Source organism: Paenibacillus sp. J31P13 (assembly GCF_056269295.1).
In genome coordinates this window covers 416,312-442,434 of record NZ_JBWDNR010000001.1, presented here as the reverse complement: position 1 = coordinate 442,434, position 26,123 = coordinate 416,312, and the positions used below count along the sequence as shown (strand labels likewise).

Annotated in this window: 22 protein-coding genes, 2 tRNA genes and 1 riboswitch; of the genes, 8 read left to right on the top strand and 16 right to left on the bottom strand. The window is 43.0% G+C overall.

Translation table 11 applies throughout. The features are described 5' to 3' along the window. Window positions 1-23: 23 nt before the first annotated feature. Window positions 24-719 (top strand): TerC family protein, encoded by a 696-nt coding sequence (locus AC0YOD_RS01730; RefSeq protein WP_475797522.1) that lies wholly within the window; start codon window positions 24-26, stop codon window positions 717-719. 22 nt (window positions 720-741) lie between these two features. On the opposite strand, the gene thiI is transcribed toward AC0YOD_RS01730, so the two are convergent. The 14 genes from thiI to AC0YOD_RS01660 all read right to left on the bottom strand — a co-directional run bounded on the left by thiI (window position 742) and on the right by AC0YOD_RS01660 (window position 14,815). Beyond that, window positions 742-1,962 carry a tRNA uracil 4-sulfurtransferase ThiI gene (gene thiI, locus AC0YOD_RS01725; protein ID WP_475797521.1) on the bottom strand — a complete coding sequence of 407 codons (1,221 nt, stop codon included), beginning with the start codon at window positions 1,960-1,962 and terminating at the stop codon, window positions 742-744. A 2-nt stretch (window positions 1,963-1,964) separates the two neighbouring features. Then, a complete protein-coding gene (locus AC0YOD_RS01720; protein ID WP_475797520.1) occupies window positions 1,965-3,113 on the bottom strand; it encodes a cysteine desulfurase family protein in 1,149 nt (382 codons plus the stop codon). A gap of 97 nt (window positions 3,114-3,210) precedes the next feature. After that, entirely contained in the window at window positions 3,211-3,879 is a 669-nt protein-coding gene (locus tag AC0YOD_RS01715) for a lytic transglycosylase domain-containing protein (protein ID WP_475797519.1), read from the bottom strand. Window positions 3,880-4,028: 149 nt separating this feature from the next. Beyond that, window positions 4,029-4,766: an HAD family hydrolase gene (locus AC0YOD_RS01710; RefSeq protein ID WP_475797518.1), complete on the bottom strand. Its 738-nt coding sequence runs from the start codon at window positions 4,764-4,766 to the stop codon at window positions 4,029-4,031. Window positions 4,767-4,896: 130 nt separating this feature from the next. After that, window positions 4,897-5,499 (bottom strand): nitroreductase family protein, encoded by a 603-nt coding sequence (locus AC0YOD_RS01705; protein WP_475797517.1) that lies wholly within the window; start codon window positions 5,497-5,499, stop codon window positions 4,897-4,899. 185 nt (window positions 5,500-5,684) lie between these two features. Next, complete coding sequence (locus AC0YOD_RS01700) at window positions 5,685-6,398, bottom strand: YwaF family protein (RefSeq protein ID WP_475797516.1); 714 nt, start codon at window positions 6,396-6,398, stop codon at window positions 5,685-5,687. Between the two features lie 103 nt (window positions 6,399-6,501). After that, on the bottom strand, window positions 6,502-7,206 hold the full coding sequence (locus tag AC0YOD_RS01695; RefSeq protein WP_475797515.1) for a response regulator: 705 nt from the start codon (window positions 7,204-7,206) through the stop codon (window positions 6,502-6,504). After that, window positions 7,199-8,602, bottom strand: a complete 1,404-nt coding sequence (locus tag AC0YOD_RS01690; RefSeq protein ID WP_475797514.1) for an ATP-binding protein — start codon at window positions 8,600-8,602, stop codon at window positions 7,199-7,201. The genes AC0YOD_RS01695 and AC0YOD_RS01690 overlap by 8 nt, the downstream gene beginning before the upstream one ends. Before the next feature lie 40 nt (window positions 8,603-8,642). After that, window positions 8,643-9,371, bottom strand: a complete 729-nt coding sequence (locus AC0YOD_RS01685) for a DUF6081 family protein (protein ID WP_475797513.1) — start codon at window positions 9,369-9,371, stop codon at window positions 8,643-8,645. 38 nt (window positions 9,372-9,409) lie between these two features. Beyond that, window positions 9,410-10,321 carry a UbiA family prenyltransferase gene (locus tag AC0YOD_RS01680; protein WP_475797512.1) on the bottom strand — a complete coding sequence of 304 codons (912 nt, stop codon included), beginning with the start codon at window positions 10,319-10,321 and terminating at the stop codon, window positions 9,410-9,412. A 182-nt stretch (window positions 10,322-10,503) separates the two neighbouring features. Further along, window positions 10,504-11,847, bottom strand: coding sequence for a GH1 family beta-glucosidase (locus AC0YOD_RS01675; RefSeq protein ID WP_475797511.1), 1,344 nt, complete (start codon window positions 11,845-11,847; stop codon window positions 10,504-10,506). A 202-nt stretch (window positions 11,848-12,049) separates the two neighbouring features. Next, window positions 12,050-13,570, bottom strand: a complete 1,521-nt coding sequence (locus AC0YOD_RS01670; protein WP_475798338.1) for a methyl-accepting chemotaxis protein — start codon at window positions 13,568-13,570, stop codon at window positions 12,050-12,052. 55 nt (window positions 13,571-13,625) lie between these two features. Beyond that, window positions 13,626-13,907 carry a hypothetical protein gene (locus tag AC0YOD_RS01665; protein ID WP_475797510.1) on the bottom strand — a complete coding sequence of 94 codons (282 nt, stop codon included), beginning with the start codon at window positions 13,905-13,907 and terminating at the stop codon, window positions 13,626-13,628. Next, window positions 13,888-13,972, bottom strand: a riboswitch (cyclic di-GMP riboswitch). It overlaps the preceding gene by 20 nt. Before the next feature lie 69 nt (window positions 13,973-14,041). Beyond that, window positions 14,042-14,815: a DUF1836 domain-containing protein gene (locus AC0YOD_RS01660; protein WP_475797509.1), complete on the bottom strand. Its 774-nt coding sequence runs from the start codon at window positions 14,813-14,815 to the stop codon at window positions 14,042-14,044. A 263-nt stretch (window positions 14,816-15,078) separates the two neighbouring features. Here AC0YOD_RS01660 and AC0YOD_RS01655 point away from each other — a divergent pair, with 263 nt between their 5' ends. The 3 genes from AC0YOD_RS01655 (at window position 15,079) to AC0YOD_RS01645 (ending at window position 16,845) form a co-directional block, all read left to right on the top strand. Continuing rightward, the gene (locus AC0YOD_RS01655; protein WP_475797508.1) at window positions 15,079-16,398 is read left to right on the top strand and encodes a hemolysin family protein; all 1,320 of its coding nucleotides are present in this window, start codon (window positions 15,079-15,081) and stop codon (window positions 16,396-16,398) included. A 285-nt stretch (window positions 16,399-16,683) separates the two neighbouring features. Then, window positions 16,684-16,759, top strand: a tRNA-Thr gene (locus AC0YOD_RS01650). 9 nt (window positions 16,760-16,768) lie between these two features. Next, window positions 16,769-16,845 (top strand) — tRNA-Pro (locus AC0YOD_RS01645). Here AC0YOD_RS01645 and AC0YOD_RS01640 read toward each other — a convergent pair. Next, window positions 16,846-18,291 (bottom strand): M48 family metallopeptidase, encoded by a 1,446-nt coding sequence (locus tag AC0YOD_RS01640; RefSeq protein WP_475797507.1) that lies wholly within the window; start codon window positions 18,289-18,291, stop codon window positions 16,846-16,848. It lies immediately after the preceding tRNA gene. A 547-nt stretch (window positions 18,292-18,838) separates the two neighbouring features. Continuing rightward, window positions 18,839-20,551: a hypothetical protein gene (locus AC0YOD_RS01635; RefSeq protein ID WP_475797506.1), complete on the bottom strand. Its 1,713-nt coding sequence runs from the start codon at window positions 20,549-20,551 to the stop codon at window positions 18,839-18,841. Between the two features lie 166 nt (window positions 20,552-20,717). On the opposite strand from AC0YOD_RS01635, the gene AC0YOD_RS01630 reads away from it, so the two are divergent. The 4 genes from AC0YOD_RS01630 (at window position 20,718) to AC0YOD_RS01615 (ending at window position 26,101) form a co-directional block, all read left to right on the top strand. Then, window positions 20,718-21,722: a substrate-binding domain-containing protein gene (locus AC0YOD_RS01630; protein ID WP_475797505.1), complete on the top strand. Its 1,005-nt coding sequence runs from the start codon at window positions 20,718-20,720 to the stop codon at window positions 21,720-21,722. Further along, entirely contained in the window at window positions 21,719-23,140 is a 1,422-nt protein-coding gene (locus AC0YOD_RS01625; RefSeq protein ID WP_475797504.1) for a sensor histidine kinase, read from the top strand. The genes AC0YOD_RS01630 and AC0YOD_RS01625 overlap by 4 nt, the downstream gene beginning before the upstream one ends. A 4-nt stretch (window positions 23,141-23,144) precedes the next feature. Beyond that, window positions 23,145-24,488 (top strand): AraC family transcriptional regulator, encoded by a 1,344-nt coding sequence (locus AC0YOD_RS01620; RefSeq protein ID WP_475797503.1) that lies wholly within the window; start codon window positions 23,145-23,147, stop codon window positions 24,486-24,488. A gap of 245 nt (window positions 24,489-24,733) precedes the next feature. Continuing rightward, a complete protein-coding gene (locus AC0YOD_RS01615; protein WP_475798337.1) occupies window positions 24,734-26,101 on the top strand; it encodes a sugar porter family MFS transporter in 1,368 nt (455 codons plus the stop codon). Window positions 26,102-26,123: the final 22 nt, after the last annotated feature.

Below are 26,123 nucleotides of genomic sequence, written 5' to 3'. Positions count from 1 at the left end.
ATTGGAAAGGAAGGAACAGAAAAATGGAACTATTCTCGGTCGAATTTTTCTCAGCCCTGTTGACGATCGTTTTTATCGATCTGATTTTAGCCGGAGACAATGCCATTGTTATCGGATTGGCAGCTCGCAATCTGCCTAAAGAGCAACAAAAGCAAGCAGTCATTTGGGGAACTGTCGGAGCAGTAGGCATTCGAATCATCGCAACATTGCTTGTCGTTCAGCTGTTGAATGTGCCTTGGCTCAATCTTGTAGGCGGTTTATTATTGCTCTGGATCGCTTATAAATTACTTGTTCAGGAAGATCCTCATGATGATATAAAATCCGGTAATACACTGTGGCAATCTGTACGCACCATCATTATTGCCGATGCGGCGATGGGCATTGATAACGTCATCGCGGTAGCAGGAGCTGCGCATGGCGATACGCTGCTTGTCATACTCGGTCTGCTCATAAGCGTACCCGTCGTTGTATGGGGCAGCACCTTGTTCATCAAGCTCATTAATCGATTTGAATGGATCGTATACCTCGGCTCTGCGGTACTCGCTTACACAGCCGCTAAAATGATCACCCATGAAAAATCATTTGATCCGTATTTCGATGACCATCCTCTCCTTTACTGGTCATTTATTGTTATTCTAGTTCTTCTTACGATTGCTGCAGGTGTATTCACAAATAATCGCAATAAAAAAGCAAAACAAAAAAGCAAAGAATCCCACTAACGGATTCTTTGCTTTTTATTTTTTAAAACCAGCTGTCTTCCCCTGCTTCCTGCACGGCAGAATTGCTATTCGCTGTTAGAAGCATTTGCTCCGTCCCTGCAATCGCTTCTTCTAGCAATGCGTCATAATTGGGAATAAGCGACTCCACCTTCTCAATAATTCTGAGATTTGGATTTGTGCTCGGCGATTTCGGCAAAAACAAAGTACAGCAGTCCTCATAGGGTAATATGGATGTTTCAAATGTGCCGATTCGTTCAGCAATATTAATAATCTCTTGTTTATCCATCATAATAAGAGGCTTTAGCAGCGGAAGATCAGTTGCCCGCCCAATGACATTCATGCTTGGCAGCGTTTGGCTCGCCACCTGTCCGAGGCTCTCACCAGTAACGATACCGTTTCCTCCATTTTGGAGAGCAAGCTTCTCCGTTATGCGAAGCATCGCTCTGCGCATCAGCGTAATAATAAGATTATCGCTTTTTGCTCCAGCAAGGGTCGTCTGAATTTCTGTAAAAGGGACAAGATGCAGCTTAATCGGCTCACCGCTAAAGTAGGAAAGACGCTTGGCAAGCTCAATAACCTTCTCCTTAGCCTTATCGCTGGTGAATGGGTAGCTGTGAAAGTGTACAGCCTCCAGCTCAAGCCCTTTGCGAAGTCCCATCCAGCCCGCTACGGGACTATCTATACCGCCTGAGAGCAGTAGCATAGCTTTCCCATTCGAGCCATAAGGAAAGCCGCCAGCCCCCGGAATAACCTCGCAAAACACATAGGTTGCTTCCTCTTGTATATCAACACGAAGCTCAACAGCCGGCTTATTGACATTAACCTTAAGGTTAGGCATAGCCCGCAGTACATGACCGCCCACCAAATGGTTCATTTCTTGAGAGTTGTGAGGGAATTTCTTCCATGCGCGCTTTGCGCTGACTTTAAATGTTGCTGGCTCCTCAGGAAGTGATTCCATAAGCGTTAGTGCTGCGGCTCTAATTTTCTCTAGATCCAGCTCTGTACTAATGACGGGACTTAATGAAATAATACCGAATAAATCCTTTAACCGATCAATGATCGGCTCATAGGGATGTCCATTTAGCTTTACATATAAACGGCCAAATGATTTAAAATAGGTGACATTCTCATATTCACTCGTCGCTTGCTTGATTTGCTCCAGCATGCGCTTCTCGAATTTATTGCGGTTGCGTCCCTTTACCATGATGTCTCCGTACCGAAGTACAATTTGATCGTAAAGCAAGATTAAGTCAATCTCCTCTCAAGCGGCTTTAATTTTCCAACGATTAGGCGAAGCGCTGCGGCTAATGCTACGATATCTTTCTCTTCATGCTCATCACCTAAGCTGATTCGTATACCGCTTGTCGCTTGCTCCAAGCTTACTCCAAGGGCGAGTAAGACCCGGCTTGGTTTATCGTCCTTTGATGAGCATGCTGATTTCGTTGATGCCATTATACCATGCTCCTCCAGCATATGAATGATTACCTCCGGCTTCATACCGGGATAGGAGAAATGAATAATATGCGGGGCAGACGGTTCACCGCCATTGCGTTGCAGCTCAGGTATCTCATCAAGAATCCCATTCAGCTGCGCCCTCAGCGCGGACATTCTCTGAGCTCGGTTCGCTTGCGTCTCCATGGACATTCGCAGCGCTTTAGCAGACGCCACGATGCCAGGGACATTTTGCGTACCGGCACGATGACCAGCCTCTTGTGATCCCCCTGTAAGCAGCGGGTAGAGAGTTATGCCATTGCGGACATATAAGAAGCCAACCCCTTTAGGACCCCGCAGCTTATGCGCAGAGCCGCTCAGCAAATCAATACCCCATTCTTCGATTTCTATCGGAAGCTTGCCGATGCTCTGAACAGCATCCACATGAAAAATAACGCGAGGGTACTCCTTCAGCAGCTTGCCGATTTCCTCAATCGGTTGAACCGATCCAAGCTCATTATTCACATGCATGACACTTACCAGTATGGTCTCATCTGTCATCGCTTCCTTAACTTGTGCTGCTGATACATGACCAGAGCTGCTGACTGGCAAATAAGTAACCTCAAAGCCTTCTTGTTCCAGCTGGGCAAATGTTTCATATACAGAGGCATGCTCGATTCCAGTCGTAATGAGATGCTTCCCTCTGCTCCTATATTGCTTAGCGGCGCCTTTCAGTGCAAGGTTATTAGATTCTGTTCCACCAGAAGTGAAAATCCAATCGCCTCTTTTCGTATGCAGCTGATCGCCTATGAGTCCGCGTGATCGTTCAATCAATTTATCTGTATCCGCACCAAAGCGATGAATAGATGAAGGATTCGCATATTGCGTCTTCATAACCTCCATCATCGTTTGAACAACCTCATCGTACGGCCGCGTAGATGCGCAATGATCAAAATAAAGCATACAAACAAAATCCCCTTTCCGTAAAAAGAAAAAGATCAACGACCGTCTCTGCTAATGAAGCAGAATGACTTATCGTGATCTTCATGTTATCTAAATATTACTTTGCTTGAAGAACTTTAGCAACATAGCGTTGTGTTTCCTCAGGCAGCGATTCTAATTTTTCGATCAGCTGTTCATTTGTCTTAATACCCGCGCGGTCAACACGTCCCGGACCAGCGTTATAGGCTGCAAGAGCAACCTGCTCATTGCCGTTGTATTTCTGAAGCAGCAAGGATAAATACTTGGTGCCTCCTTCAATATTTTGCGCAGGATCAAAGGAATTTGTTACGCCCAGCCCTCTAGCTGTTCCATCCATTAATTGCATCAATCCTTTTGCTCCTGCACCTGATTCGACATTCGCTTGGAATCCGGATTCGGTTTGGATAACGGCTCCGATCAAGGAAGCATCAACACCATATTTCGCAGATGCCTGCTCTATTAATGAAGCATATTCACTGGAAGCACCAGCTGAAGAGCTTGTACCTCCCAAAGAAATATTCGTCAAACCGCTTAATGCGCTTAACTGAGCTAGAGCTTCCGCAGGCATAATTGGTGAAGTTTCACCGCTCAAGGATTCCTCTGACATATAATCAGAAAGCAACGTATCAAACAGCGACTTAGAGCCGTCACCTGCTGTTGCATTCAATGGGTTGGTGGATTGCAGATCAAGCTTTGGTGCAAGCTGCAGCTGCAGCAATGTCTTAATGATTCTCGGATCGATACTCATAATTTCCTCCTTGCGTTATGGCTGTGTGTGCGTCCGTATGATTCGATAATGTAAAAGGTCGTATGAACAATAATGGGATTAGTTCCGGAGTTATTTAACTATATATTTTTTATATCGGTTTTGTTGCACCTATTTTTTAGAGTAATCTTCTAGCAGATTGCAGGGTCTGATGAACAAAGCTTCTCAAGCTGTTCTGATACCTCTTCGACCGAATGACACTCCAAGTACCGGATATGATATCCCTCCGCTCGCGGCTGCTGCTTTCTTGCGTTCAGCCACATTGGCGTCCACCCTGCCTGATAAGAAGGAATGATGTCATTATGCCATGCATCGCCAATATACAGAAGTTGTTCCGGCAGCTGATTCACTTGGCGCTGAACATAGTGAAACACTTCTGGATCGGGCTTAGCAATGCCAATTCCATCAGATATATGTATGAGTCTCGCATCCACCCTGCTCAGAAGACCTAATGACTCTATTTTGTTTATTTGATGCTGCACGGGTCCATTTGTTATTATTCCGAACGTAACATCTAGCTGCGCTAATTTATCAAAAAGCTGTATTACGCCTTGGCGAAGCGTTATACGTGACTGCTCCTGCTCGTAACAGAGTTGCAGAAACAGCGCTTCCTCAGCTGAAATCTTTGCACCAATATCCGTAAATGCAGCTGTTGTCCTCGCAATACGCAGCTCCTCAAGCGTTAATTCGCCTCCAGCATGCTGCGCCCATAATCGATCGCTATGGCGTCTAATTCTTTTATATAGATCCTCAAGCTGCAAATCAACTGGTAATCGCTTATTCAATCCGGCTCGTTCAAACGCCAATTCAAACGGCCTCAGCTGATCATACAATGTATCGTCCAAGTCAAAAAAAACCGTTCGTATCACGCATTGCCCTCCCTATTGCTTACCAAAATCTATTGACTTTTATTATAACAAAAAAAATGGAATGCCCCCATCAGAGAGGACATTCCGTTTAAGAATAAAGCTATTTTAAACTCATTCATGCGAATGTGAATTACTTGAATACTTTTACACGCTCATCAATAGGTTGGAATTGCTTTTCGCCCGCTGGAGCAGTTGGTTTGCCGAACGGCATTTGAGCGATCAACTGCCATGAGTCTGGCAATGACCAAGTTGATTTAACTTCTTCGTCAACTAGTGGATTATAGTGCTGAAGCGAAGCGCCGAAGCCTTCTTGTTCAAGCGCTGTCCATACGACGAATTGGTGCATACCTGATGAATGCTGTGACCAAATCGGGAAATTTTGTGCATAAGCAGGGAAGTTAGCCATTAGGCCGTCAACCACATTTTTATCTTCAAAAAAGAGCACTGTGCCATAGCCGTTTTTGAAAGCAGTCATTTTTTGTTGTGTAGGCTCAAAGTTTTCAGCCGGAACAAGCGCACGCAATGTATTTGTTGTAATATCCCAGAATTTATCATGGTCTTTGCCTAGCAAAACAACGAGTCGTGCGCTTTGTGAATTAAATGATGATGGCGTATGCTTAACAGCATCTTGCACCAATTCAACAATTTTATCATCGGAAATGACCGATTCCTTGCTAATTGCATAAATCGAACGTCTTGTTTTTACAGCATCCATAAAAGCTTGTGAAGTCATTATTTCTCCTGCCTCTCATGTGTGTGTGTTGTGTGGGAATTGTTTACGAAATAGAAATAAAACGTTTGTAACTAATTACGGTAAACCTTATTACTTTACGTAAGTAACTCTATTATATTCAAGGGTGTTTGTCAACCCGAACGAAGTCAGTATCCCCCGTCGACCTCTTAATAAGTCCAGTAAATTCAACCCTTTGATCGCCCAGACGGTCTCAAACAAAGCAAGAAATCAACCAGCTTTGTAAAATAAAATAACAGTAAAAAAATTAAAATCACGACAACTTCCAACTGCAATAAATACCATGGCCATGGGGCAAGCATATCAAGCAAGGAAGCTGTACTGGGCTTACCGGCAAGAAACATAAAGTTTGTCGTGCCTGTAACCAAATTCGTTATGGCAGCAGGTATTGCCAGGATATGAAGCCACAGCCAAGCTTGAATCAAATCCCGAAAGGTTGGACGATAGCCTTCCACGGCAGTTATGAATAATGCAGCTCCAATAATGCAGATATGTGCGATAAAAAAATTAAAATAACGGAACTGGGGAAAGGTTTGATCAAGATTCGGGGTTAATAGCGCTTGCAAAGCTCCCATGCTTCCTAAAAAAAAGAGGACACTATACAGTTTCTTATAGCCGGTCATAAGCAGGACAGCCCCAAGCAATACCATGAGACTGCATAATTGAAAGGGCATGGAACCTTCATTCCAGCTATGCTCCAATACGTATGATAATTGAAGGGACCCTTCACAGCACAAAAGAATAATCGCTAAGCTGAAGCGAGCGACTCCGTTCCACTCTTTTCGCCGAAGCTGCTTTCGAAATAGGATAATGCCTGCAAACACGACCGCCGCTGTAATCAAGCCGACAATATGAGCTATAGAAAACATTTCAAATCCCAACTTAAGGCACCTCCCCATCTTTCTCATACCTATAGCATCCAGTGAATCCTTCCTTAATGTTTCTTATTTTGGAAGGATTGCGCATAAAAAAATAGTACCATTTTCAAATGGTACTATCCTTGTCGTTTTCCTTACGCTTATTCAACAAGCCCATTTCCTTCGCTTTGCTCGCCGCATCGCGAGATCCAGGTAAATTCAGCTTTTTGAGAATATGGTTTACATGGTTTTTGACTGTTCGAATGGAGACGACCAGTTTATCCGCTATTTGCGGTTGCGTGTAGCCTTGATCAATCAAATCAAGCAACTGCAGCTCGGAAGGTGTAATGAGATCGCTCAGCTTCTTCGCTTCAAACTCCCGTTCCATCTGCTTCAGCCTGCGAAATTCCTCACGCATCCGATCCGCGACAGCAGCATTAATCGGGGACTGACTTCTTGCAGCAGATCTGATGGCCTCAGGCAAGCTCTCAAATTCTGATTTTATTTGATAATCAATTGCTCCTGCTTGGAAGGATCGGAAGATGAGCTCCTTCTCCTCCATCGATGTGAGCATAATAACTCTCGCTCCAGTAGCAATGGCAGTTTCTTCTGCAAGCAAGATGCCTTCAGGTTTACCATGAAGCATAATATCCATCAGAATGACGTCCGGAGGCTGTGAAACACTCTCCTCCATTTGCAAGGTTTCCCTGACCGTCTCCGGAGAGTTAGACGACCATACTACTTCTATATCCTTTTGCTTACTCAAATACGCGACAAGGCCTCGCAGCCAGTCCGGATCATCCTCGATAATCCATACCCGAATGTTATCCATGCAATTCACTCCCTTTCGGAATAGAAACACTTATCTTCTCCGCCTTCACGCTTCGCTTCGGAAAGGTCATAAATACGGACGTTCCCTCCCCTTGCTTACTGCGCAACTGAAGAACTCCCCGGTGCTTGCGCATCACATGATATACATATGGCAAACCGAGGCCGAAATTAGTGTCACTGCCCGTTTTGGTTGTATAAAAAGGCTCCAGCACCTTTTTCGCTTGCCTTTTATCCATACCTGGACCTGTATCACGGACTTCAATTATAAGCTCTCGCTTCGTTTCTGTTAATTCCACGATCAACTTCCCTTTGCCGTTCATCGCCTCTAACGCGTTGGCCACAATATTACCAAGTGCCTCACTTACCTGTGCAGTATCTAAATAGCAAATCCAACCTTTGGATAAATGAGTTTGGAGTTCTACATCCTTTAAGACCGGCAAATAGGTTTTTAACGCTTGCTCAATTAGGATCGCTGGATCGGCAGCTTCTATTCGTAAAACTAAATCCTCCGTACGACGATGAACCCGTTGAATCATTCCCTGCAAATGGCTTGATGCATGAAGAACCGTTTCTACATCCGCTAGCAGCTCTTGCTGATCAGTCTCAATAGCATAAGCTTTCATTTTTTCAGAAAATAATCGAATTTTTCCTGCGTCATTCTTTACCGCGTGGTTGAGAATCGCTGTTCCGGATGTAACCGCCTTCAAGGTAGAATCAAATCGCCGCCGATCTACCATGACTCGAACGCCCATAAAACCATAGGTAAACAATCCGCCAAAAAAAACGAAAACACCCAGACCGACAATCCATGTATTATAAACCCACATTCGCAGCATGCCTAAGCTTGGAAGTACATAATTCATAACCATGCAAAAGATGACCGGCGGCAATACCGCGGAGCAAACGATCCAGTGCGTGCGAGAAAAGGCGGCATGCATCTGTCGCTTAAGCAATACCTGAAGGGTACCGTATAGAATATAAGGCACAGCCCACCAAACGACAATTTTAAATGTAATGGGATACACTTCATTATAATAAGGCGTAAAGATGAGACAGCCAAGAATCGGTATAAATAATAAATAAGGCATCATTCGCTGCAATTGAGCTTTCATGGGAACAGGACGGTAGGCCAGCGCAAACAAAAGGAAAGAATATGGCAGACCGTAATAGGATAAAACGGAGGCTGCCGCCTGTAAGCGGTAAAGCAGCTGCTGAGCTACTTGGTTCATGCCCGCATCAGCTGCGGCTGGCAGCCACTGCATATCAAGCACAGCGGCTAGAGCTCCTGCTCCCCCGCTAAATGCAACGGCTCCCAGCCAACGATTGATGGGCGTTCGTCGATCCGCAAGCCATATAATAGCCGCTATGGCCCACAATGCAATAAGAACGAACAACATAGGAAAGCAAGCTCCTTCACAACATTTCTCTTTACTGCTCTTACTCTTTTATTTCAATCTTAACCGGTGACCATTCTCCGATAACGACCTGACCATGCAAAGACGTACTGCCTTCTGGACTTAAATCCTTCTCTGTCATGATGCCTAGAGCAACGGTAAATTGATTAAATTTAACGGGTACATTCCGCTCTCTGCGAATCTCGCGTCCATTTACATAAAATACAACTTCATTTTCGTCGCGATTATACGTAATTTTATACGTATTAAATGCTTTTGCTTCAAAATCGGTATCCTCTTTGAATACGCAGAAATAACGAGTTTTATCCGTTTCAGGAACATCTACGCCTGGAAAAGGCAGAACGGCATAGACACTTGCATATTTATCATTTCCTGCGAAGAAATCAAGCGCTCCGCCAGTCGTGAAATCTAATAAATTCAATGATACGTAACCATCATACAAATCATTTGGCGCTGTATTTTGCGAACGAGCCCGAATTTGCAGCTCAAAGCTAATTTCACCCGTCTCCGGCACCTGTACAGGCTCAGCCGAATAATACATATGTTTGGCATTATCCAAAATTTGAATGTGATCATTCGAGCGGCTAAGCGGAGCTCGAACATAAAGCATTCCATTGCGTACAATAACGACTGCATTCGGCTCGCGGTATTCCCAGAAGGAGCCGTCAGGCAATGGAAAACCGCCTATTTTCCAAACTTCGCCTTCATTTAAAATCGTATGAAAATCACCTATAGTCCATTGTTTTCCCATTTTGCAACCTCTTTCTATGTTGAATGCATTAGATTGTATTAGATCAAGCCTTGAATGATAAGTGCAACGATAAGTATTAAGCCGCAGCGCATAGTCGCTTTAAGCGATCCGCCCATGAGCGGCAAATAGGCAATCGATTCATTATGAGAAGATAACCGTCCATATACTCGGTAGACAGGAATAGCTGTCGGCAGCGCAAGAAGAGCGTATATCGGCAATGCATCTGCAATCACACCTATCACAAGCGTGAAGTAAGCAAGCGCGAGCAGCGTTTTTGAGAAGAGCAGCGCCCTGCGTTCTCCCCAAACCACAACTAAAGTACGTTTGCCTGCTTGAAGATCAGCCTGCCAATGCAGGAAGTGATGATTGAAAAGAATAAGAGTAGTCAGTAATCCAATCGGCAGCGATAGCAAAAAAGCACGATAATCTAAATGTGCGGTTTGGACAAAATATGCGCCTACGACTGGCAATACGCCAAAGGAGAGCAAAATCGCAACCTCACTGTAGCCTTTTCCTCTATAGCCAAACTGGATTGGCGGTGCAACATAGAAATATGCAATCAATGCGCCTAAGATAGCAAATACTAGTGCTTCCCAGCCGCTGTATACCGTGAGAATGATTCCACATATTCCGGCAATGCCAAGCAGTCCCCATGTTACAGCAGCAAACATTCGAATGCTCCAAGTGCCCTTGGTCAAGTAGCCAGAGTTGGTGGAAATAGCCCCTTCTGTCGTATGTGCTGCGACATCTGTACCGTTATAATAGTCCCATAAATCATTGATCATATTCGAAAATAAATGAGCAGCTCCTGCTCCTATCAGTGTAATAATAAACAGCAGCGGATGGAATACGTCATCCCAAACAAAAGCTCCCAAGCTGCCAAGCGCAATCGGAATAAGCATAACCGGAAGAACCTTTATCCGAGAAGCCTTCATAAATTGTTGAAACATAAATGTGCCACTGCCTCTCTGTTGTCGTTGGTTCAATTGAACCACTTCTGTTTGCTTTTAGTCAATCCCTCGTTCATTCCCCGATTTTTGAGCTTTACCTTCTTTATTTTACATAAAAGAAAACAAACACCGTCCTATAAAATAGGATGATGTCTGTTTTCTAAAGCATCTGCTGCTCGCTCTTACACTTCTAAATCATTGCTCTCCACAAGCTGTTTGTACCAGTAATAGCTTTCTTTCGGCGTTCTTTCCAACGTCTCAAAGTTAATGTGAACGAGTCCGAATGGCTTCGAGTAACCGAATGCCCATTCAAAATTATCCATTAAAGACCAAACCATATAGCCCTTAACTGGCACGCCTGATTGGATTGCGCGATGCAAAGCCATAATATGGTCCCGTAAAAAGCTGATCCGTGCAGCATCATTTACTTTGCCGTCTACAACGTCTGCCTCATAGCAAGCGCCATTTTCCGTAATGTAAATCGGAATTTGACCGTAGGTTTGCGTGATCCATGTGAGCACATTGTAGAAACCATCCGCATAAATATTCCAATCGAAGTCTGTTTTAGAGAAGCTGGAGCTGATCTCTTCGCTGTCATACAGATCATTGCCTTCTGCGTGGCGAATCAGGCTGCCTGTGTAGTAATTGATGCCAAGAAAATCAATCGGCTGAGAAATGATTTCCATGTCCCCAGCTTCTACTTTCACGTTAAAGCCTTTGTTAGCATACCAATTAACGAGAAGCTCAGGGTATTCCCCCTTCAAAACAGGGGAGAGGAACCATTCATTGAAAGAACCGTTGCGCAGCTGCGCTGCCATTACGTCCTCAGGCGATGTGCTGTATGGCGTTCTCCATTCTGTATTCGGCGCATAGCCAATTTCACCTTGGATGCCAAGCTCGCGGAATCTCTTCACAGTCTTGCCGTGTGCAACAAGGATGTGATGGGCAACATCAAGCGCTGCTTGCAAATCCTGCTTGCCTGGAGCATGCGCGCCTATGTAGTTGGATAAAATAGAGATACACCAAGGCTCATTCAGAGTAATCCATCTTTTTACTTTGCCATTGAATTTATGGAATACAGCTTCCGCGTATTGAACGAAAGCGTCGATCGTAGCACGATTTTCCCAGCCGCCCTCATCTTGAAGCGTCTGCGGAAGATCCCAGTGGTATAGCGTAACAAACGGCTCGATGTCATTAGCAATCAGCTTGTCGATAAGCTCTTCATAATAAGCAAGACCTTGCTCATTGATGTCCCCACTGCCCTGCGGGATGACACGCGGCCATGCGATGGAGAAACGATATACGGATACGCCAAGCTCCTTAAGAAGCTTCACATCTTCATCAATGCGATGATAGCTGTCACAAGCAACGTCGCCTGTGTCGCCATTTAGTACCTTGCCTGGCGTTTTAGCAAATGTATCCCATATGCTTGCTTGTCTTCCGTCCTCATCAAAAGCGCCTTCAATTTGATAAGCCGCCGTTGCTGTTCCCCATTTAAAATCTTTTGGAAATTGTACAGTGGTCATTCCCCATTACCTCCATCATCATCTATATCTGTCTATCGTACAGTCTCAAACTAACATTATACTGCTCAGTTCGTGACTTTTTTAACGGTGCTGTGACTTTTTCATGACATTCTTTAGTGCTAAAGGATATCCAATTATCTCCCTTCCCCTTTGTCTAACAAAAAAACGTCCAGCATAATCGCCAGACGTTTCCTAAATATTTCTATAGTTTAAATACAGAAGCGCGATCCTTCAAATCATTTGAAGAGTCGGTTAGCTGCTCAGCAAGTGTACGCAAGCTGTCTGAAATATCATTTTGTTTCACTGATAGCTCGCTCATATGCTCCATTTTTCCATTTACATCTGTGGAAGTATGAAGCAATTTATCAACTGCCGACACGATATGTGTCATTCCTGAAGTGATTTCACTAATAGCAGCTGAAATTTCTTTGACCTGATCGGACAGCACACTGCTTTGTGATTCCAGCGTTTGGAAGGTTTCACTAGCTGTTTCGGATGCTTGTCTCGTGGAATTGATTACATTAGCAAAGCTTCCAATTGTTTGGCTGCTCGCTGCTACATCCGATTGAATGAGCGTCAATTCCTTGGTGATTTGTTTGGAAATACTGTCCGTTTGCATGGATAGCTTGCGAATTTCCTCGGCTACTACTGCAAAGCCTCTTCCGTGCTCACCCGCTCTTGCGGATTCAATAGATGCGTTGAGAGACAGCAGATTAGTCTGTGTATTCAAATTTTGAATACCGTTCAAAAACTTCGATACATTGGCATAACGATTATTCATCGTTTGGAATGCTTCCGTAAGCTTAGCGAACTGCTCAACTGTTTCATTTACCATAAGGACAACGCCGGCCATTTGCTGTGAACCATTTTGAGAAGAATGTCTCATTTGAACCATATCGTTATTAATGTATTCGCTGGACGCTGCAATTTCTTGCGAGCTGGCAGAGATTTGCTCCGTTACTGCAGAAATAGATGAAGCATCGTCATATTGCGAGAGCAATGCCTGTCTGCCTAGATCAACCTGACCCTTCACATCTTCAGAGGCTTGACGGTTATTAACAATCATCGTGCCCATATTTTGAGAGACATGGAGGACCGTTTTGCTTACCTCTAACGTAGATTTAATGGTATCGCGCAGACGATGACCCATATCGGAGAGAGCCTCATCAATTTGACCGAATTCATCTGAACGGACAAGCTTCTCTTGGCTTGTAAAGTCATTGCTGCCGTAAGCGTCAATTCTTTTGGAAATACCGACAAGCCCTGTCTTAATACTGCGGGATATACCGTAAATCATAAGAGCTGGTAGAATCGCCAGTAAAATGACGTTGATAAGAATGATCAGATTTGAATTGGACATATCTTTGTTTAGTTTATCTGAATTTGTTTTCGCATCCGTCTCAAACCGATCAATCATAAAGTCATTTGAATAGCTGAGCACAACCGTATAAACCGTAATTAGATTACTGATTCGCAATGATTTTTCTACGGATGTCAGATTTTTTACGTTTAAATCCGTTGCCTCTAGCTTCTGTAAAGCAAATCGAAGGACATCCACTTGGTTCTTATATGGAAGAACGTTTTCTTTTGCAGGGAATTTTTCATCCATCTTTATTAATTTTTTCTCTAAATCATTGATGTTCCCAGGGAGTGCCTGCAGATCTTTCATGATTGTATCCCCATTATCATTGCCATTTTCTATGGCATCAACCATGAGAAGCATCGTTTTCAATAGCCTGCTTGTAATTGCCTGATAGCTCCGCTCGGTTTCGGTTAACTCATTTGAAGATGACACAGACTTTGTGACCGATACATTTTGAAAGTAAATAAATACGCCTGAGCCTACGTTGAAGAAAGTAATGATAGCTGTAATCAGTAATAGTCTTGTTGTTATCTTTTTGAGTTGCACGCTCTTTAACTTCTTCAACCATTTTTGCAATGTCGCCTTTACCACTCTGTTTCTCTCCTCTTTCTGTATCCTGAAAAAGAAAAAAGCTATCCACCATTGGAGGCGGACAGCTTAAATAGCTTTCATATCCTTCCGGCGGTTTGGCAGCCATAGATCATTCACCTTAGGCCCATAACTTTGCGTCCTTACCTTTCGATAAGTTTGCCTTTTTCAGTTCATGTATGTTTTTGACAACTTAACCAGTATAGGTTGTTTTACACTGCTTGTACATACTTATGAACTAAATTATTCCGGATTTAGAAATAAAGTCGCATTGCAATAACGTCTGGATAGGGAATGAAAATAGGACGTTTGTATGGAAATAACAGCCACAAGCAAAATATTTCGCACTGCTTCCCTCTGATTTTCCGACAAATTCGGCAGTTTATTTGCAAATTCATTTGCTGAAGAGCGAATGACATGCTCCGTCAAAGAATCATGCTGTAAACTTTCTTTCAGATGCCCCGCTATATCAAGCAGCTGATCATTATTCGCATCAAGCTCTTCAAACATACGAGAATAGATCGCATATAATTCAATAGGTCCGACGAGATCGTCTGACGACTCCACATGAGGTTTTTTAAAAACAATTTCAAATAGCTTTCGAATGGATTCAAAATCAAGATTAGATTTTAAATCATCAATAATGAACAACAATGCGGCTTGTTCAAGCGAATACTTCTTGCCAGCTCTATCAATATCAAAATAAGGTTTAAAATCACGCTTTACCCAATTTTGCATAGAGGTAATCGATAGGTTGGAATGCTCTATCAACTGACCCAGCGCTGCAATCTCATGAAGTGAAAAGCCTTTAAGCTTAATCCCCTTGATGAGTTTCTCCATTATAGGCGGCAGTAATGTAGCTAGAAAAGCAGGCAAAACCGTTCCCTTCGCCAAATCATACTGATGTCTCTTCGTCCATACCGTTTGCAATACCTGAAGCGGCTTCTGCTCGTACTTTCCATCAAGAGCTAGCAGCAAGCGCGCCATGTCATTTCGAGTAAGCGTAAAGGATTCCATACTTTTCCCTCCTCCGCATTTTAGCTTACTTTCTTCCATTCTTTCATTACAAGTTCATATGAACTCATCATATGCCTGCGAAAGACGGATGTAAAGGCTCGTAAATCAATGAGAATGAGCTTTTCCCTCCCCTTAAATGGCTCTAAATGGTCGTAAAAGGCTGTTAACGTTGCAAATGGCGGTTGTCATAAGCTGATCAGATTCGTTATAGTAGATCATAAGAATACAAAAATATAATAAAAAAAGGGTAGTGAGAAACGAAAATGGGTATAGGATTCAGTCTATTCATGATTGCTCTTCTTATTTTATTAACTGCTTTTTTCGTCGCAACGGAGTTCGCCATCATTAGACTTCGCTCCAGTCGGATTGATCAGTTAGTGCTTGAGGGCCGGAAGAACGCACTCGCCGTTCAACGGGTTACGAGTAATCTGGATGCCTACTTGTCAGCCTGCCAATTAGGTATAACAATTACTGCATTGGGGCTTGGTTGGCTGGGAGAACCGACAGTTGAAGAACTACTTTTACCCTTGTTTAACCATTTTGCGTTAAACGAAAATATTAGTCATGTTTTATCTTTCATCATTGCCTTTCTTTCCGTAACATTTTTGCATGTTGTTGTCGGCGAATTGGCGCCGAAGACATGGGCTATTCAAAAAGCCGAGTTTATTAGCTTTCATACTGCAAAACCGATTATTCTTTTCTATAAGGTGCTGTACCCGTTCATTTGGTTGTTAAATGGTTCTGCAAACGGACTTGTTCGAATCTTCGGACTTAAGCCTGCTACAGAGCACGAAGAAGCCCATTCAGAAGAAGAGATTCAAATTATTCTTAATGAGAGCTACCAGAGCGGTAAGATAAACAATACAGAGTACGGCTATGTAAGTCGGATCTTCGCATTCGATGAATTACTAGCAAAAGAAATCATGGTACCTCGCACCGATATGATTTGTTTATTTACGAATAAATCATTAGCTGAAAACATGGAAATTATACGTAAAGAACAATATACACGTTTCCCTGTCGCTCATGAGAGCAAGGACAACATTGTCGGTATGATTAATACGAAGCAGCTTTTCTTGGAGTACGATGCGGATCGCGATTTGGATTTCAAAAAGCTTGTCCATCCGGTACTAAGTATTTCTGAGGTTACGCCGATTAAAATGCTTCTAAAACGCATGCAAGTTGAACGCGTTCATATCGCAATCTTGGTCGATGAATACGGCGGAACGTCCGGTATCATTACAATTGAAGATATCTTGGAAGAAATCGTTGGTGAAATTCGAGATGAATTCGATGCTGACGAACGGAAAGAAATTGAACAACTCGCAGAAAATTGTTACCTGCTTGACGGTAAAGTATCACTCAGCGAACTGAGCGACCTGACCGGTATGAACTTCGATGAAGAGGATGTCGATACTGTCGGCGGCTGGCTGTATAGTCAGGTCCCAGATGCGAAGCCAGGTAAAGAGCATTTTCACGAGCAATATAAGTTTATTATCCGTGAAACAAGTAAAAACCGGATACGCAAGGTCGAAATGCTTATTCAACAGAATGAAGCGCTCGTCGAAGGCGAAACCGCTTAATCTTTGTAAAAATTAAAAAAACAGCGGAACAGGAGTTAACCTCCAGTTCCGCTGTTTTTATGTTTTGCGTTATAACTGCTAGCTTTAATAGATTAAGAGCAAGCGAAAGCCATCCCATTAATATTTAATTTTATATCCCTGAAAGATATGAAGTTCATCTCCATTTTATATATGGATACTCACTTCCAAACTAATTTTTAAAATTCTAAAACTTTTTTCGAAAAAACACTTGCAATTAGTCTAGAATCTATGCAATAATACATCTTGTGCTTATACGAAACACGCGCCGTTGTAGCTCAACTGGTAGAGCAACTGACTTGTAATCAGTAGGTTGGGGGTTCAAGTCCTCTCGACGGCACCATCTTTTTCTCGGGACGTAGCTCAGCTTGGTAGAGCACCTGGTTTGGGACCAGGGGGTCGCATGTTCAAATCGTGTCGTCCCGACCATCAAGCACATTCGTAACGAAAACATACATAAAAAAAAGAAGCTTGAGTAATCAAGCTTCTTTTTTTTATGTGTGTTTTTGTTCCCAGCTCATCGAGCAAATTTGCAACCTCTTCATAACCGCTCTCGTATGCGTAATCCGCAGCTGTATAATCCGAGTTATCTAATAATGCAGGATCCGCCCCGCCTTCTACCAGCACTTGAACACCTTCTGCATCTCCACGGCTAGCTGCTGTCATAAGCGGTGTCCACCCTGAGCTGTCTTGTAAATTGGGATCAGCATTCTTCTCTAGCAAAAGTTTAACCACATCGATGCTATCATTATATAGTGCAACAGTTAATGCTGTTTCTTCGTAGGTAAGCTCCACTAGGTTAGGATCAGCACCTGCATCGAGCAAAGCAGCAGCAATCTCTGTATTATTCAGCTGTGCTGCCCACATGAGCGATGTCCATCCTTCCTCATCGGTTACATTCGGATCAATATCAGCAAGCAATGATTGCACACGCTTCAAATCGCTCTCAGAGGCCGCTGTTAGCAATTCATCATCCGTTGCTGACATCGTATTAACGACCTTCATTATCGACGAAGAGAAGGCAATGCCGACGGTTATCGCACCTGCAAACACGATCGTAACGGCAATGACAAGGACGAGACCTATATTGGAAGATTTAAATACAATGTTAGTTGGAATGCCAGCATATTGTTGTATAGCATGAATTCTCTTCGGCAGAGGCGGGTGTGTAGACAGCTTCTCTGCGAGCCAAATGAACATACCCTTCTCATGACTGCTTTGCATCAAATATTCTTCGCGGTCTACCTGCTTATAAAGCTTCTTACCAATTGCAAGTATCGTAAGTCCATCCATTGCCGCTTCCGCATCATTCGTAAAATAAGCCGCCATTCGATCACAAGTGTATTCACATGCTCGCGAGTAGGCTTCCCCGATGAACGGAAACCATAAGGCAGGTAGAATAACAAGCTGCTTAACGATGTGATTTCGTTTAATATGCGCAAGCTCATGGGTAATAACGAAAGTTAGCTCCTTGCTGCCCCCTGATTGGATTAAGTCGAATAAATCCGAATAAAGAACAACCATGTTTCGTCCAAAAAAACGAGAGGCAAAAGCATTCAAAATTCCGCTAGATTCCATGACATAAATATCCGGAACAGTTGTAAAGCCCATTCGAGCACATTGCTCTTGAAAGGTTGCGAACACCTCTGGGAATTGTCTTGGTGTTATTCTTACGCCATTAGAGCGAATGCTTGCCATCATTATCGCTTGAGCGAAGAGCGGCAAAAGAATAAGAATCGGAATTAAAAACATAAAAATAATAGAAAAGAACAAGCATAGGTAGACGAGAATACTAAAAATAAGCGCAAGTACAAAATAACGATTCTCTTTCTTATGAATGAGCGAAGGATCTAAATACGAATTAACAATAACCACCCCTTAAAAAACAATAACCACATTATACACGAATTTCCATTACCGATGAAGACATAATTAAAAAGAGCAGATTTCTATTCATCTGCTCTTCCTGCGGTTGTAGTAGCATGCATCTCCTCCTATTTTCTCGTTACCACAAACGAAAAAAGTAACGAAATACTCGCAAGCAACCTAGTGGCTAGTGGTCAGAGTCATCCCATTTTTTGGAGTAAGCCTTTTTCGTAATCCACAGGGTCACCCAAGTCAGCAAAATAACGATAATACCAGTGAAAATCCAAACGCCAACAGGAACGTTCATCTCTATTTGCCTCCCTACATCTTCTTCGATTATTTTATAGGATCATTTTCGGTAGCAATCATTGGCATAGGTCGAATTATTGGCGATAGCGCCATGTAATATTATGTACAAGATGTAGCTATCTTACCAGAGCACCTGGCATGTTCCAGCTATTAAGGAAATAAGGCTCTAGTCTGCTAGCTTAAACATTGTTATGGAAGCAATTAAAAACGAAGGGGCTCGCCATGGCGCAGCCCCTTCGTCTTTGTACTAAAGTTTTCTGATCTGACTTATAAATACTTCGGAAGTCAACCACTTGCGGACTAGTAAAAACAGAATGACGGGAGGCAGGGTCAGAAGTGCTCCTAACAGTAAATGCGATGAAGTTCCTGCTTCCTGCGAATAGGATATTTGCATAAAACGCATAAGAGCGGTTGAATGTTCAGCATTGCTGATATAAACCAATGATTGATAATAACTGTTCCACACGGACACGAACTGAAGTACGCCAAGCGCAACCACCGGCTTCCAAACTTTAGGAATAAAGAGGTTAAAAAAAGTATGCAGCTCTCCTTTTCCTTCCCGCTCCGCTTCTTCTTTTAGATCACTGTACTTGCTGTTGAAGATACTCTTTAGAACTAACACGCTCACGATATTAAAGAAGCCCAAAATGAATGGAGGAAAGATGGTGTTAACCATTTCTAAATTTCGGAAAAACATAAATTCTCCGATTCCACCCACTCCAATAGAGAGAGCAAACAACAGAAAGAACTTATACAACCGACGGCCAGGCAGAGCCTTTACCGTCAAAGGGTAAGCTAATGTAATCGTCATTAATAAATGAATGATAACCGCTGTGCAACTAATAATGAAAGTTACGATAAGCTGCCATATGATTGATCCGTCAATTAAAGAGGTTTCCCCGCTGCTTCCCAACGTAAAAGGATGTACAAATAGCAAGTAAATCGGCAATAAACTCATAAGGGAAAATATTGCTGCTATTATGATCCCAATAATCCCAATTCCTTTACTGCCCATCATAAGCTTCGAATCCGCCGCTTTTAATGAATGGAACAGATCTTTAAAAAACAAGCTTCTAACCATTAAATATGCTGCTGCTGTAAAGACAAGCTGAATGCCAAATTGAATGACTCTAACTGCAGCGGCAACGCTATAATTCCCATTTACAAGTCCAACCTGATAGATAAATGTTTCAATCATATCCCCGCTCTCACGAACAAGCGGATTTAGCAAGCTGTGTATCAGTTCAAAATCAGTACTTAGTATTGTAGACATTTGGAGCAGCATGAAAGCGAATACAGCTCTAAGTGCTGGAATTAGATTCATGCCTACGTAATTGCTTCTTTGATGAGGATAATCATTTGTACGCTGTGATAATGAATGATGCTTAGATGCAATTGCCGCGAGAGCAATCAGAATCGGAATGCCGCAGGTTTTCAAAACTTCTATGAAAATAAGAAATGGACTGAACCAATGAGGTTCTGTAAGTAAGAATATTCCCCCTTGATACAATGGGGATTTGGTTGGCGATACCGCCAGCATAGCGACACTTGCAAAGACAATGGCAGGAATAAAAAAAGGAATAAGAAAAATAGTCGAAAAAGTTTGTCTAAGCCAATTAGATCGGATACTAGATAAAACAAGTGCCATAATCAATGCCGTTATTCCGCTTAACAGAATATATCCTATTTTGATAACGATTGTGTTTGAAAATACGTTTCGGAAATCAGCGTTATCAAATAGTTGATTAAAGTTATTGAAACCAACCCATTGGCTATCGATTATACCTCGGAATGGCGTGTAATCCTCATAGGATAAAATAAATCCATACAACAAGGGGACTATTTTAAAAGTAATGATCAATATTAAAGCAGGAATAACTAAGATGTAATGAAGCTTATATTTCCATATTTTTTGAGACAAACTAAGCTGGCTGATAGAATTTCTTGATTGCTGTTCCACTATTAGATCTCCTTCCCTTATCCTGATTTTCATGAATTATAACAGTTTTACAATTATCTGTATATAATTCGAGTTAGCAGCCAAGCCGGCATTTCCTCTATCCTTTTGATTGCTTGACCGTTCTTGTATAATAAGCGTTCATAAGATTTTAATAAGGAGCCTCAGAATGACCAGTCGAAAATGGAATATTGGAATAACTATTCTCTTTATTATATTTATTTGTTTGCTCGTAAGCTTCCTGCTCTCTACTCTTCGTATCCGAGAGTTGGTGCAGCCTCTTCTGTCCCGCGATGAGCACGGGAGCCGTTCACGCCATATCGTTATGATCGCGCAGGAATTAGATAATCCTTATTGGAGATCTATTGAGGAGGGGGCGCGAAAGGCTGCTGCTTCGCTACATATGGAGCTTGACTATGTCGGCCCATTCCGAATCAATAGCAATGAACAAATGAAATTATTGGAGAAGGCGATAGCTGCGAAGGTCGATGCTGTCCTACTGCAAGGCATCAATGATCCTGCCTATAAGTCATTAATTAAAAAAGCCATTGATTTAGGCATCGCCGTCATTACCATCGATTCAGACGAGCCTGGCAGCAATCGCCTCTATTATGTAGGAAGTGATAATTTGGAGGCTGGCAAGAAGATGGGCGAGCTTGTAGTAAAGACTGCCGGCAACGGAAATCAAGTAGATATAGCCGTGCTATTTGGAAATGAGCTTTCACCAAACCAACAGCTCAGACTAAAAGGCTTCCGTGAGATCATTGCTGAGTATCCAGCCTTAAAGATCGTCGATGTTCGTCCTTCTAATATTTCAAGGCTTCAGGCTGCTAGGGAAACTGAGGAAATGTTAATTCAATTTCCAAAAATCGAATTTATGGTAGGCTTAAGTGCTTTAGACGGAATTGGGATGCTGCAAACCAAGGTAAGAACGGGCAATAAGGACCTTCAAATTTTTGCATTTGACGATTTAGCAGAAACAATTGAGGGAATACGAGCAGGAGACATTCATTCCACGATTATTCAGCAGCCTCTTGAAATGGGATATGAAGCGATTAGCGTATTGGATCAATATTTTCAAGGCCAGCTGCCTCCTAATCAGATTTATACGGCAACCTCTATCCTCGATCGCAGCAATCTAGAGGATATCAAGACTGGAGCTTCTAATCCATGACCATTCGTACGAAACTACTCATCTTCATCCCTTTGCTCGTGCTGCTCGTTAATTGCGTCACTCTTTTTCTATTTTCAAGCGGTAAGCTTGTACAGCAAAGCTATAATCTTATGATGGATCGTATCTTGTTGTACCAGCAAGCTACACAATCTGTCGAGGAAAATTTAAAACAGCTTAACAGCTACTTGCTGAATCCTGATGAACAAAATCTAATTCTGCTTGCACAAACAAGAGTAAAAATAAAAGAACAACGTGATTGGCTGCAAAAAGAATCCAGCTCCTCACGCCAATCTCAATCCTTACTTAGTTATGTGAATATGCTGGATACGTATATGAAGCAAGAAAGCCTTGCCTCCTCAACTAAGAGGGAAGATGCCTCACGCGCCTTACTCGCTTATTACGAGGAAGCGGAGAAGACGGCTGGCTTTATACGTGAGGAGGGACAGCAGCTTGTGGATCTTGAGCTAAGCTTCTACCAGCCGATTTATAAGCAAATTCAAGTGGAAAATAAACGAATGAACAAACTTGGCATCAGTGTGTTCATCATTAATACACTGATGAGCATTTTGCTCGCAGTATGGATCTCACGCAGTATTACTGGACCTGTAGGAAGGCTCGTCAATCGTGCTAAACAAATTTCAAAGGGGCAATTAGAGGTTGAGCCTCGTCCCTTGCATTCCAATGATGAGCTTGGGTTATTATCAGGCGCTTTAGAGCAAATGTCGCGTGATCTAGTCGTATTGATTCAGAAGGATAAAGCTAGTTTAGAGAAGGATCGACTGGTTAAGGAGCTTGAGCTTCAAGCGCTGCAAAGTCAAATCAATCCCCACTTTCTATTTAATACGCTAAACGCAATCTCAAAGCTCGCCCTTCTGGAAGGCTCTGAGAAAACAAGTGATTTAATCATTTCGATGTCCAATTTATTACGATACAATTTGCGGAATCTCGATCAGCCAGTATCATTGCGTGATGAAGTCGCTCATGTGAAGGAATATTTTCTAATTCAACAAGCCCGCTTCCGTGATCGAATTCGATTAGAATTAGACATTGATGAATCCGTTCTACAACAGCCGATCCCTTCCCTTACTTTACAACCACTTGTAGAAAATGCTTTCCTTCACGGCATTGAGCATATGGAGTCAGGCGCAATCATCTCCTTATCCATTGCTCGCGCTCGTGAGAGCGTGCGCATCTCGCTATCGGATAATGGAAAAGGTATGACAGAAGAGAACCGACTTGCCATGCTTAAAATGGAAGCTCGATCGGATAATAATAAATCAACAGGATTAGGCACCAAAAATGTGTTTAAAAGACTGCGGCTATTTTATGAAATGGAAGATCTCGTAACCATTGAAAGCGCGCTTGAAGAAGGAACGACCATTATCCTTCTGATTCCCTTAAGAGAGGCAGGTGCATAATGACATGTACCGCATATTAATTGCAGATGACGAAGCGCTGGAACGCGAGGGGCTGGAATGGATTATCTCACACAAGATGCCGCATACCTTTCAGGTATTTCACGCCGAGAACGGCCGGCTAGCTATTGAACGCGCTGAGGAGTATAAACCTCAAATTATTATGATGGATGTCAACATGCCCGGCATTCAAGGGCTGGAGGCCATCCGTGAAATCAAATTAAAGCTGCCCGAATCCAAATTTGTGCTGGTAACCGCTTATGATTATTTTGCATATGCCAAGGAAGCCGTTGCACTAGGAGTAAGCGAGTATCTTGTTAAGCCTGCCAAGCGTGAGCTAGTGGTGGAAACACTCACTAGGCTTACAACGGAGCTGGATCAAGAAAAGCAGAAACGGTCTATTGAGCTGGAGCTTCGTCATAAGCTGTCTCAATTGCTTCCGCTGGCAGAGAATGAATTAGCCTTGATGTTTATGGTTGATCCCGTCACTGATATGAATATAGAGCAGCTTGCTGAATGGCTCAGCTTCCCTCTCGATCAAGGCTCCGCCATTGTCATTGCATTTCCGGAGCAAGTGAATATGAATGACAAGCAAAAGCTGCATGATCGCATTAGAAGCTTTGCCAAATCATATGAACCGTCCAGTATTATCAGTTCATTAATTGATCGCCATATGGCTATTTTCAAAAGAAAAGCGAGCGACATATCAGAAAATGAGTGGATGGAAGATACGGTTTCCTTTGGAGAGGAGCTATGCGCACTAGCGGCACGCCAGCTAAGCATTGATATATCAATCGGAATAGGCATGATGCATAGCGGCGCTGATGGGCTCCGCAAGTCCTATTTTGAAGCGGTATTCGCCTCTACCTACTTGGATCGCTACGGAGAAATATGCCGCTTTGACGAATTAAAGCGCGGTACAGCTTCCGAATCCCCTCGCACTGGCAACGGAGGGCTAGACGTCGAACTCGGCAGCCAATCTTATGTGATCTCTGCCATGCAGCAAATTCGTGAGCAAAGAGAGCAGCAAACGCAAACGGTCCTGAGCAGGGCTAAGAGCTATATTGAGGACAGATACATGGAAGAGGTTTCGCTTGAGGATGTAGCGGAGTACGTCCATCTCAACCCCCACTATTTCTCCAAAATTTTTAAACAGCAGGTAGGAACAACGTTTATTGATTATGTCACAGGTTTGAGGATTGAGAAGGCAAAGGAATTAATGGCACTAGGCAACTTAAGCTTGAAGGAAGTTTGCTTTGAGGTTGGCTATAATGATCCTAATTATTTCAGCCGTGTGTTTAAAAAAGTAACGGGAGTCACACCTTCTGATTATCGAAGCGGAACCAAATAGTTCATCTCTTGGGAGTTCATGTCATGCTGACATGGACTTTTTTGTTCTCTAGAGGTTAACAATATGCTAGTTTTTTCGAAACGCAGCTTATCTGGCGCATAGTCCCAATTTAATGCGGGAACAACACTAATATGTGAAGGTAATTGGATCAAGAATTAGCGATTTTACATGCTATAATGAGTTTCGCTTTACTACGGAATATGTAAGTCAGAGAGGGGCAAACGAGGTTGGATACACAAGATAAAATGCAAAACGGACAAGTGAGCATGAAGTTTGTTACGCTTGTTTCCATGGTTTCTGCTTTAGGCGGTTTATTATTTGGTTTTGATACAGCTGTTGTATCCGGTGCTATCGGATTTATGGAGCATCATTTTGATTTAACAAAGCTTGAAGTTGGCTGGGCTGTCTCTAGCTTAATTATCGGATGTATTATTGGTGCAGCTATGTCAGGCTTGCTAAGTGATAGATTTGGACGTAAAAAAGTACTTATTGTAGCTGCTATTTTATTTATTATCGGGTCGATCGGTTCTGCTATTCCAGATACCTTCTCTGGATTTATCATTGCTCGGATCATCGGAGGTCTTGGGATTGGGATAACCTCTACCCTATGTCCGCTTTACAACGCTGAAATCGCTCCGGCCAAATACCGCGGTCGTCTTGTAGCCTTAAATCAGCTTGCTATCGTTTCGGGTATTGTTATCACTTATTTTGTTAACCTATGGATCTCCAGCTCAGGAAATGACGCATGGGATATTACGACTGCATGGCGCTGGATGTTCGGCGTAGGTGCCATACCAGGCTTCATCTTCCTAGTCCTCCTGTTCTTTGTACCAGAGAGCCCTAGATGGCTCATTAAGCAAGGGCGACCAGCAGATGCATTACCTATTCTACTTCGTATACACGGCGAAGAGCTAGCGAAGAAGGAAGTTATTGACATCAAAGAATCCTTCGAACAGGAAAGCGGGTCCCTTCGTCAACTATTCAAGCCGGGACTTCGCATAGCCCTCATTGTCGGTGTAGGACTTGCAGTCCTGCAGCAAGCTGTAGGCATCAATGCTGTCATGTATTATGCACCGGAGATATTCAAAGAAACCGGCGCTGGCACAAACGCATCGCTTATTCAGACCATTATGGTTGGCGTGATCAACCTGGTATTTACGATTATTGCGCTCTGGCTCATCGATAAAGTAGGACGCAGATTACTCCTTCTTGTCGGTTCTGCCGCTATGGTCATTTGTTTAGTCGTCATTGGCTTCGCCTTTCACACGGGACATACTTCTGGTCCGCTCGTGCTCATCTTTATTTTGCTCTATGTAGCAGCCTTTGCCGTATCATTCGGACCGGTTGTTTGGGTTATTATGTCCGAAATATTCCCAAACCGCATTCGCGGTAAAGCGACAGCCATCGCAGCTATGGCGCTTTGGATAGCGGATTATATCGTATCTCAATCTTTCCCGCCGCTGCTCAGCTCTGCAGGCCCAGCCAGTACGTTCTGGATATATGGCGGCATGTCCTTGATCGCATTCCTCTTCACCCTGCGAATTGTACCTGAAACAAAAGGCAAATCGCTTGAAGAGATTCAAACGCTATGGACAGCAAAGAAACCGAATTAAAGCTATTCCCGCTCCTATAACG

Coding starts and splice junctions, on each gene's coding strand:
- AC0YOD_RS01655 (WP_475797508.1), top strand. CDS start 15,079: ATGGGTATAGGATTCAGTCTATTCATGATTGCTCTTCTTATTTTATTA.
- AC0YOD_RS01720 (WP_475797520.1), bottom strand. CDS start 3,113: ATGCTTTATTTTGATCATTGCGCATCTACGCGGCCGTACGATGAGGTT.
- AC0YOD_RS01660 (WP_475797509.1), bottom strand. CDS start 14,815: ATGGAATCCTTTACGCTTACTCGAAATGACATGGCGCGCTTGCTGCTA.
- AC0YOD_RS01625 (WP_475797504.1), top strand. CDS start 21,719: ATGACCATTCGTACGAAACTACTCATCTTCATCCCTTTGCTCGTGCTG.
- AC0YOD_RS01715 (WP_475797519.1), bottom strand. CDS start 3,879: ATGAGTATCGATCCGAGAATCATTAAGACATTGCTGCAGCTGCAGCTT.
- AC0YOD_RS01670 (WP_475798338.1), bottom strand. CDS start 13,570: ATGCTTCTCATGGTTGATGCCATAGAAAATGGCAATGATAATGGGGAT.
- AC0YOD_RS01695 (WP_475797515.1), bottom strand. CDS start 7,206: ATGGATAACATTCGGGTATGGATTATCGAGGATGATCCGGACTGGCTG.
- AC0YOD_RS01620 (WP_475797503.1), top strand. CDS start 23,145: ATGTACCGCATATTAATTGCAGATGACGAAGCGCTGGAACGCGAGGGG.
- AC0YOD_RS01690 (WP_475797514.1), bottom strand. CDS start 8,602: ATGTTGTTCGTTCTTATTGCATTGTGGGCCATAGCGGCTATTATATGG.
- AC0YOD_RS01685 (WP_475797513.1), bottom strand. CDS start 9,371: ATGGGAAAACAATGGACTATAGGTGATTTTCATACGATTTTAAATGAA.
- AC0YOD_RS01630 (WP_475797505.1), top strand. CDS start 20,718: ATGACCAGTCGAAAATGGAATATTGGAATAACTATTCTCTTTATTATA.
- AC0YOD_RS01705 (WP_475797517.1), bottom strand. CDS start 5,499: ATGACTTCACAAGCTTTTATGGATGCTGTAAAAACAAGACGTTCGATT.
- AC0YOD_RS01675 (WP_475797511.1), bottom strand. CDS start 11,847: ATGACCACTGTACAATTTCCAAAAGATTTTAAATGGGGAACAGCAACG.
- AC0YOD_RS01730 (WP_475797522.1), top strand. CDS start 24: ATGGAACTATTCTCGGTCGAATTTTTCTCAGCCCTGTTGACGATCGTT.
- AC0YOD_RS01680 (WP_475797512.1), bottom strand. CDS start 10,321: ATGTTTCAACAATTTATGAAGGCTTCTCGGATAAAGGTTCTTCCGGTT.
- AC0YOD_RS01665 (WP_475797510.1), bottom strand. CDS start 13,907: ATGGCTGCCAAACCGCCGGAAGGATATGAAAGCTATTTAAGCTGTCCG.
- AC0YOD_RS01615 (WP_475798337.1), top strand. CDS start 24,734: ATGCAAAACGGACAAGTGAGCATGAAGTTTGTTACGCTTGTTTCCATG.